8 protein-coding genes, 1 tRNA gene and 1 pseudogene are annotated in these 7,949 nt (G+C 62.9%); 2 read left to right on the top strand and 8 right to left on the bottom strand.

What is annotated here, in order from left to right:
• Window positions 1–2,414, bottom strand: a 2,414-nt coding sequence (locus C1D09_RS21225) for a PAS domain-containing protein (RefSeq protein ID WP_143976156.1), incomplete at its 3' end; no start/stop codon positions are given.
• Window positions 2,415–2,596: 182 nt separating this feature from the next.
• Between C1D09_RS21225 and C1D09_RS21220 the strand changes: the two genes are divergently transcribed.
• Window positions 2,597–2,950, top strand: a complete 354-nt coding sequence (locus C1D09_RS21220; RefSeq protein ID WP_246135823.1) for a hypothetical protein — start codon at window positions 2,597–2,599, stop codon at window positions 2,948–2,950.
• Window positions 2,951–2,977: 27 nt separating this feature from the next.
• Here C1D09_RS21220 and C1D09_RS21215 read toward each other — a convergent pair whose 3' ends face one another.
• Complete coding sequence (locus C1D09_RS21215) at window positions 2,978–3,214, bottom strand: hypothetical protein (RefSeq protein ID WP_143976154.1); 237 nt, start codon at window positions 3,212–3,214, stop codon at window positions 2,978–2,980.
• A gap of 349 nt (window positions 3,215–3,563) precedes the next feature.
• Here C1D09_RS21215 and C1D09_RS21210 point away from each other — a divergent pair, with 349 nt between their 5' ends.
• Entirely contained in the window at window positions 3,564–3,779 is a 216-nt protein-coding gene (locus C1D09_RS21210; RefSeq protein WP_143976153.1) for a hypothetical protein, read from the top strand.
• Between the two features lie 355 nt (window positions 3,780–4,134).
• Here the strand turns inward: C1D09_RS21210 and C1D09_RS21205 are convergent, their stop codons facing one another.
• The 6 genes and pseudogenes from C1D09_RS21205 to C1D09_RS21180 form a co-directional block, all read right to left on the bottom strand.
• Entirely contained in the window at window positions 4,135–5,010 is an 876-nt protein-coding gene (locus C1D09_RS21205) for a glutathione S-transferase family protein (RefSeq protein WP_143976152.1), read from the bottom strand.
• 28 nt (window positions 5,011–5,038) lie between these two features.
• Window positions 5,039–5,620, bottom strand: a complete 582-nt coding sequence (locus C1D09_RS21200) for a VOC family protein (protein WP_143976151.1) — start codon at window positions 5,618–5,620, stop codon at window positions 5,039–5,041.
• A 908-nt stretch (window positions 5,621–6,528) separates the two neighbouring features.
• Window positions 6,529–6,918, bottom strand: coding sequence for a hypothetical protein (locus C1D09_RS21195; protein ID WP_208760413.1), 390 nt, complete (start codon window positions 6,916–6,918; stop codon window positions 6,529–6,531).
• Window positions 6,919–7,125: 207 nt separating this feature from the next.
• Window positions 7,126–7,200, bottom strand: a tRNA-Glu gene (locus C1D09_RS21190).
• 92 nt (window positions 7,201–7,292) lie between these two features.
• On the bottom strand, window positions 7,293–7,700 hold the full coding sequence (locus C1D09_RS21185; protein ID WP_143976150.1) for a VOC family protein: 408 nt from the start codon (window positions 7,698–7,700) through the stop codon (window positions 7,293–7,295).
• 52 nt (window positions 7,701–7,752) lie between these two features.
• Window positions 7,753–7,949: pseudogene (locus tag C1D09_RS21180) on the bottom strand (fimbrial protein); the annotation flags it as partial.

Genomic DNA, 7,949 nt, shown 5'->3' with positions numbered 1-7,949 from the left:
CCGTCCGACGCGATCATCGCGCCCTTGCGCGCGAACTGATGCCTGACGCTGCCGTCGGCAAGCCGCACCGTCTCCTCGACCTCCTGGGTGTCGCCGGTGCGCAGCACGGCCAGATCGCCGGCCACGAACGCCTCGCCATCCTCCCCGAAGATCTCGATGTCGGTCTTGCCGATTGCATCTTCCCTGCTGAGACCGGTCAGATCGCACCAGCCCTTGTTGACATAGAACTGCCTGAGATCGGAGCGCTTGGCGTAGATCGACACAGGTACGTTGTCGATCAGGCTGCGGAACACCTCGTTCTCGCGCATGCTCTCTTCCAGAGCCTTCTCGCGCGCCTTGACGTCGGTGATGTCGGTGCTGGAGCCGACCAGATGCACCGATCCGTCGGTCGCCACCAGGCGGCTCTTGCGCGTCATCAACTGCCGCACCGTGCCGTCGCGATGGGTGACAGGCTCTTCGACCTCGAGGCCCTTGCCGGTTACGACGACCTGGGTATCGTCATTGCTGTAGCTTTCCGCGTCTTGTGTGCCGAACAGCTCACGATCAGTCCGGCCGATGACGTCTTCCTTGGCGATGCCGGTCAGCGCGCACCAGGCCTTGTTGACGAATTCGATGCTTAGGTCCTGCGCCTTGATGAAGGCGGCCACCGGCAACTCGTCCATGACGTGGCGGAAGAGATCGATCTGGCGCATCGAGTCGCGCAGCGCCGCCTCGCGGCTCTTGATGTCGGTGATGTCGACGCGCACGCCGATGAATGTCCCGTCATCGGTGCGCATGTCGTAGACCTGGTACCAGCGCCCATCGGCATTGAGGCGCTCGTAGGAAGAATTTGGCAGGTGGTAGCGGGCCAGTATGCTGTCGAGCCAGCGTTCGGGTTCCACCCCGTACAGCCTGTCGATCCCGGCATCGCCGCTCGAGCGAAAATAGCCGACCGACTGGCCGAATTCCAACGCCTCGCGGAAGCTGCAGCCAGGCTGCCAGAAAGGCTTCAGCGCCGGCAGCATGTCCTGCAGTGTGCGGTTGGCGAAGACGAACTTGTCGTCGCGGTCGTAGATGATGACGCCGGCCGGCAGCGATTCCAGCACGCTGACGAGATACTTGCGCGCCTCCTGTGCCTCGGTCTCGCGCCCCTTCATGTCGGTGACGTCGACATAGGAGATGAGCCGCTTGCCGCCGGGCAGCGGTGCCAGCGATGCGACAAGCGTGCGCCCGTCATTGTGCGGCAATTGTCTGGAGCCGGCGACGCCGGCCCTGATTTCGGCTTCGCGCTCGGCGGTATGACGTTGCCAGGCGACGTCATCGGCGCCGAAAGGGTCGATGGCGCGGCTGGCTTCCATCAGTTCGCGAAAGGCCGAGCCGATCCCGGCGCGGCCTGGATCGATCCTCCAGAAGTCATAGAAGGCGCGATTGATGACTTCGGCGCGCATATCGGCATCCAGCACGAGAACACCGATCGGCATCTCATCGACCATGGTGCGGAGATTGACGAAGGTCTCGGCGATTTTGGCGTTGGCGCCTTCGATCTCGGCATCGCGACGCTTGAGTTCGGTGACCTCATAGTAGGTCAAGAGCCGCTTGCCGCCGGACAGCGCCGTCACCGAGAAAATCATCGTCCTGCCGCTGGCATGGACAAATTCGCGGGGCGCGACGGAGCCGGCGCGAATCTCCTCGATACGGCTGGCGAGGTAGCGCTGCCACTGCCCATCGTCGATATCGCCATAGATGCCGTTACGGCGGTTGAGTTCCATCAACTGGCTGAACGGAGCGCCAACGGTCACAGCGCCGTCCGGAATCCTGGACAGGTCGCGATAGGCCTTGTTGACGATGAGCGTGTCGAGCTTGCCATCGAGCAGCACGACACCCATGTGCATGGCGTCCATCGTCCGCTCGAGGTCGGCAAGATGCCGGTTGGAATCGCTTCCCGAAAACGGGTTTTGTTCCATGGTTTCGAAGGCGCCGGCCAGTGCGGTGACGTTGCGGCCTACACCGCGGTAGCCGGCGAATTTTCCTTCGTCGTCGAACCGTGGGAAGCCTGACGTCAGCACCCAGCGGCAGTCGGGGCCGCCTCCCTTCAGTTCGTGGATGAAATCGCGGAACGGCCGGCGCGCCTGCAGATCCTCCAGATGCGCGGCGGCGCTGTGATTACCCTTGAGGACCTGGTCGAGGAAATCGAAGCGGAACCGACCCAGCACATCAGCCGGATCGATGCCGGTGGCGGCCTGGTATGTGGGTGAGAGCCAGGAGAAGCGCAGTTCGGCGTCCGTCTCCCAGACCCAGTCCGAGCCTGCCTCAAGCAGTTGGCGAAGCGCGTCGGGCGAATCCATGTCCGCACATGGCGGCGCGTCGCCGCGATGCACCGGCTTTTCGGGCCCACGCTTCCCGCGCGCGCCGATCGCTTCGTCCGCTTCCGCCATCCTGTCCCCACCCCGAAAATCAAGGCCGAACCCTCCCTCCGCGGTTCGTCGGCGAAATGTGCCCGAGAAGCATTAACGATCCGCTAACCTTAACAGCGCAACCGGCACGCTCTTCCTGCGTTATTCCGTCCGGTTGTCGGGCGGGCCAAGGCCGCGTTATAAGCCGCGCAGGGGTGTTGCTAATGTACCGACGGATTGGGCCTTCCTTGCTGTGCGTGGCGCTGCTTTTCGGCAGCGGCTGCGCGCGCAGCTATGACGGCACGGTCATCATCCCGCGCCCGCTCGACGCCAGGCGCTTCTGGGACCGGCCGCCACCCAATGTCGACTACACGCCGCCGGCCGACAGCGGCGCCTTTCCGGTGCCGCCACAGCCGCCCGGACAATTTGCCGAACGCAGGGTTTTGAAGCCTGCGGGACACAGACGGCATCAGACGCGATATTCGCCGCCGTCACCCCCGCCGCCGGGCCCGGAAAAGCAACTGGCATGCAGGAACGTGAGCGCACCAGGCGAGCGCGTTCGCATGGTCTGCGAATAGGCGCAATGCGGCGAGTTCCGCGCAGCCTTAAAGCGATGCCGCGCCCTTCTTCGGTTCCTTCGCGCCAAGCTTGTCGAGGGCAAGGCGAACCTGGCGCAAATCGTCCTGCCAGCCGTCATCATCACTCATGGAACTCTCCGACGCGGCCCGTTGCAGGCCGCGCGCCTCGGATTCGATCTCACGCAGTTCGGCGACTTTCTCGTCATGGGTCAGCGAGCCGTCTTCGACGATCTCCAGAACCCGCATTTGCCTGAACGTGGCCATGGCTTTTCTCCCGGCTGGTGTCGGTCACAACGCCGTGAGCACCCCTCCGTTCCCAGGCGGGACCTATAGCCCGGCTTCATCATGACGGCACGTTGCAGCCGGTAATACCGTGGAGGACAGATCATCAGCCGGGAAGAAAGCCGGACCGACGATACGCGCCGGCCGCGTACCGGCTTCGATCGACTGCAGTTGAGCGGCCCCCGAGGCCTCGGTGCGGGATTGCGGCGACCGCTGGTGGTAGCGCTAGACGTCGCAGGCGTTGAACTGGCATCGATCAATACGCCGTTACCGAAACTTGACGCTGAAACCTTTGTCTGACCGCCGCGTTGAAGGCATAGGGAGAACGCGGATGTCGATCCACTTCACGGTATCGGAACTGACAAGAAGCCTTTTTCATTCTCTCGGGCTGGACCACGAGCGCGCGCCACGGTCGCTCAATCCCGAGGAAAACCTGTTGCTTGAGTGCTACCTGGCCGGGCACATCCCGGAATCGGCCTGGGGCGATTATGTCTTCGAGACCCCGGACCTGGCACGGCACGCCGAGGTGCGGCGCCTGAGCCACTGAGCAATTGCTCCGGCGGCGCCGTCCGCTATTTTGTTGGACGGTCGCTATTTCGTCGAGGAAACGAGTTGCAACGTGAAGACGTTGCTGCCGATGCCCTGCGCCAAAGCCGGTGAAAACTCTGAGGCGTGCAATTCTCGGCGGCGACCCAGCGCGGGCGGACCGATCAGCGAGCCGTCGCGCTGAAGCTGAAACTCAGGGTTACGATCGAATTCCCGGCGTCCGCCATCACGTCATAAAAAGCAAAAAGGCCGGCACTGAGCCGACCTTTCCTTTCACCGATAACGCGCCAGTACATCCGTGGTCGCGCGGTGAATTCCCGCCAGTAGACAGGGCTTTGGTTAACGAATCCTTAAGCTCACGCCTTCGCCTGCGACCGCACATGGGCGATATAGCCGCGCACGTCACCGGCCGGCTCGGCATAGGCCTTGCCGAGCTTCTTCTCGATGGCCGCCATGTACTCCTGCGCCCATTTGGGCAGCGGGTAGTCGACGACCGCCAGGAATTCGAGCGTCGCCGCCAGCCTTATGTCGGCGATCGACGGGTTCTTGCCGCCGATGAACGGCTTGCCATCCCTGAAGAAGCTGTGGAAGACCTCCAGCGGCTCGGCGATCGCCGCGATCGCGGCCTTCTGAGCTTCGGACTTCTTGTCGGGATGGGCATCGCTGTGCCCGACCTCGCCGGCATATTGCGGGAAACCCAGCGCCGGATAGGTGGCGCGCGCCACATAGGGGTAGAGCGTTCCGATCAGATAGAACATGGCGCTGTCGATCATCGCCCGCTTGGCCGGGGCCTTGGGATAGAATTTCTCCAGCCCGTGCTTGTTGGCGAGATATTGCATGATGGCACAGCTTTCCCACAGCACGCCCCTGGGCAACCCCTTGTCCTCGATCATCGGTGTCAGATGCGCCGGATTGCGCGCCAGATATTCGGGCGAACGCGTGTGGCCCCAGGCGTCGGTCTCGGCCGCGTCGAACCCGGCCGCGCGAGCAAACACCCGGACCGTCATGTTGTTGACGCTGGGCTTCAGCATGCTGAGCTTCAACGCCGGCTTTTTCGCCGACTTGGCCTTGGCGATCTTGGGCGCCGACTTTTGCGCCGCCGGTTTTGCCGCGGCTTTCGCGGCCACCTTCGGCGCGGCCTTTGCGGCTGCCTTCACCGCCGGCTTCGCTGCTGCTTTTGCCTTTGCATTGGCAGCCGATTTCCCAGCACTCTTGGTCACTGTCTTTGCCATTTTTGTCCTCGCTTTGTTTTGTTGGCCGTCAGTATGGATTCTTCGGCGCCCGGTCATCCGACAAGGTCGCGCGGGAGCTCTCGACAAGCGCCTGGATCGCGTCCGCAAGATGCACCTCGGCGATATTGTAGTCGCCGCGCCCGACGCGCAGCCTGTGCGCCTGCATCAGCACATCGGCATGGGTGAAACCCGCCGGGGGTTCAAAGCGGTAGGAGGCGAGTTCGATCAAAAGGCCAAGCGGATCCTCGAAATAGATCGAATCCATGAAGCCGCGATCCTTGACGCCGCTGTGCTTGATGCCGCGCTCGTCGAGCCGGGCGACCGCCTGCAGGAAGGTGACCCGCGACACCGCGAACGCAATGTGGTGGACGCAGCCTGGATCGGTCGGCGTGCGCCGCTTTGGCGGCACGCGGCTTTCATCGGTGAAGACGGTTATCAGCCGGCCGTCGCCCGGATCAAAATAGAGATGGCTCTCGCTGGCCTTGTCGAGGTTGGGCTGCTCGAAGATGAAAGGCATGCCCAGCACCCCTTCCCAGAAATCGATCGACGTCTGGCGCCCGGCTCCGACCAGCGTGATGTGGTGGACGCCTTGTGCTTGCAGTTTCTGCATTGGCCTTCTCCCCGCGGCACCGATGGGTCGTCAGGATCTGGCTGGCACCCGGCGTTCTGCGCGCCGCCCGAGCCGTGCCCTCGACATCCATGAATTGATGCTAATGCAATCGGGCCCGCCGCGCCAGAAGCGACAAGTCCCATCTTGCAAGACCGCGAAACCGCTGCTGGCGGCAGGAGCCTGCAGGATTTTTTCAAGGATGCGGCACGAACGCGCCACAGCCGCCCGCATGGCGCACTGGCAGAAGCAGGGCTAAGCGACAGCCCTGAGCCCGGCTTCCGCGATCAGCCCCCACACCCCCGCACTCGGCGCAAATGAGCGTTTTCCCCGGGCAACTGATCTGATGCGTCCCTTGCGGGCAGCAAAGGCCTTTCGACGCACTCCATCTCCAGCAATCAAACACCGTGCCGCCGCCATGACAGCGCGCACACATCTTTCCTGACGCCATTCCAACTCCACCCACCCCAAATCCGCGTGCCGCGGATGCCGTCCCAACACGCTGTAAGCAACAGAGATCATTGCGCTTTCAAGCGTACCGGCTTGACTGAAATTGGGGAATTCCAGCATGCGGACCGCCTGGTTATTGCGGGCTTCGCCAACCCTCCCGGCCAAACGCGATCCGGGCGGATGCGTCCCCGAGCGTTGTCCAGGCCTTCTCCAGCCGTAGTGGATGGCCCTGAAATTTGGATAAGGCTGTTTCCTTCATCTGTTCGGCCGATGCGGCATCTCACCTTGAGGACTACATTGAAAATGATCCTACGGATCAATGAGTAGTCCGAAGCCAGTCCCGTTTGCGGCTACTCCAAGGGCCCCGCTTGACTCCCGGTCGGCGGGGCTTTCCCGTGCATTCGCCGGGACGAGCTTGCGGCGTAAGAGCTGGTGGTCGAGCAGCCCGGAATTGCCCCGATTCAAAGATTGAAGACGTGCGAAGCGGTCAGCCCGGCAAGCAGCACGCCTGCAAGGAGAGCGATGATCGAGGCGAGGAACCAGCGCAGCGTGACCTGATAGACCGGCTCGTCGTCGTCGCGCGGCAGCAGCGAACGCCACAATGCGACGAGTTGGAGGACGATGGCCAGCGCGAGCAGGAGCGTCGCCAGGATCGAGATCGTCGTCCATCCACCATCAGCTTCGAAATTCCAATACCGCAGGAAAAGCAGCGAAAACCCGAGCAATACGGTGATCGCGGAGATCACACCCTGTCGGTAGCCGACGGGCAAGGGAACTTTACGCGCCTCGATCGCCTGGAAACCCGGCTCGTTGGTCTCGTCGGGATCCTGATGCTTGGGTGTGTCGATCATGGAGGCAACATCTATTTGGACACGCACTTGGAAGTCGGCGCAGGTCTTGTTCGATCGGTACGGCCTGGGAAGCCCTGCGGGCCGTCATCATCATCCCTGAGCCTTCCTCGCGCAAGGTGAGCGCCGTGATGCCGTCGATAGTCAGCGTCCGGTTGGGCGCATGCCCGGCGGGAGCCAAAGGAGTTGCCAACGGGCCAGAAGGAAACTTGGTACGCCCAAGGGGAATCGAACCCCTGTTCCCGCCGTGAGAGGGCGGTGTCCTGACCGCTAGACGATGGGCGCGCTCAAGAACCGGCGATATAGGCTGACGGCTGGGAAAAAGCAACTGGGGGTTTGGCCAGCTTTGCCACATCGAAGAAAAGCTGGCCGCGAGCCTAGCGTTTCGGCTCGATCAGGTCCCAGAGATTGCCGTGCAGATCGGCGAAAACCGCGACCGCGCCATAGGGTTCGAAACGCGGCGCCTCACGGAATTCGACACCCTTTTCCAGCATCGCCGAATGGTCGCGGGCAAAGTCGTCGGTTTCGAGGAACAGGAAGACCCGGCCGCCTGTCTGGTTGCCGATGCTTTTCCTTTGTGCCTCGTCGGACGCCTCCGCCAGCAGCAGCCTGGCGCCCTGCCCGTTGGCCGGCGCGACCGTGACCCAGCGCTTGCCGCCGCCGAGATCGACATCCTCGAGGAGCAGGAACCCCAACCGCCCGACATACCAGGCGATCGCCTCGTCATAATTGGCGACGACCAGCGCCACGGTCGCGACACGACGATGTCCGGCGAAGCCTGTCATGCCTGGGGCCTGTTCAATTCTGCGGCAAACTTGTTTGTTGCATTGCTGCCGGTCATTTGTTGCGAATTGCGAACTGCCCGATCAAGCGGCGCTCGGCGATATCATAAACGAAGATCGCACGGCCGCCGTCGGCAAGTTCGGCGTCGATCGAGACGCGATTGCCGGACAGCGACTGGCTGACCACTTTCGCCCCGACCGGCAGCACGATGTCGCCGCTGAGCGGCTCGCCGGCCGGTACCTGGATGTCAC

The organism is Mesorhizobium intechi (assembly GCF_002879535.1).
In the GTDB taxonomy this organism is placed as follows: domain Bacteria; phylum Pseudomonadota; class Alphaproteobacteria; order Rhizobiales; family Rhizobiaceae; genus Mesorhizobium; species Mesorhizobium intechi.
Note: the sequence above shows the minus strand (reverse complement) of the source record. Positions and strands in the feature narration are given on the sequence as shown.

What these genes read in the sequence shown, in the direction of transcription:
- C1D09_RS21220 (WP_246135823.1), top strand. Translation starts at nt 2,597, where the DNA reads ATGTACCGACGGATTGGGCCTTCCTTGCTGTGCGTGGCGCTGCTTTTC.
- C1D09_RS21215 (WP_143976154.1), bottom strand. Translation starts at nt 3,214, where the DNA reads ATGGCCACGTTCAGGCAAATGCGGGTTCTGGAGATCGTCGAAGACGGC.
- C1D09_RS21210 (WP_143976153.1), top strand. Translation starts at nt 3,564, where the DNA reads ATGTCGATCCACTTCACGGTATCGGAACTGACAAGAAGCCTTTTTCAT.
- C1D09_RS21205 (WP_143976152.1), bottom strand. Translation starts at nt 5,010, where the DNA reads ATGGCAAAGACAGTGACCAAGAGTGCTGGGAAATCGGCTGCCAATGCA.
- C1D09_RS21200 (WP_143976151.1), bottom strand. Translation starts at nt 5,620, where the DNA reads ATGCAGAAACTGCAAGCACAAGGCGTCCACCACATCACGCTGGTCGGA.
- C1D09_RS21195 (WP_208760413.1), bottom strand. Translation starts at nt 6,918, where the DNA reads ATGATCGACACACCCAAGCATCAGGATCCCGACGAGACCAACGAGCCG.
- C1D09_RS21185 (WP_143976150.1), bottom strand. Translation starts at nt 7,700, where the DNA reads ATGACAGGCTTCGCCGGACATCGTCGTGTCGCGACCGTGGCGCTGGTC.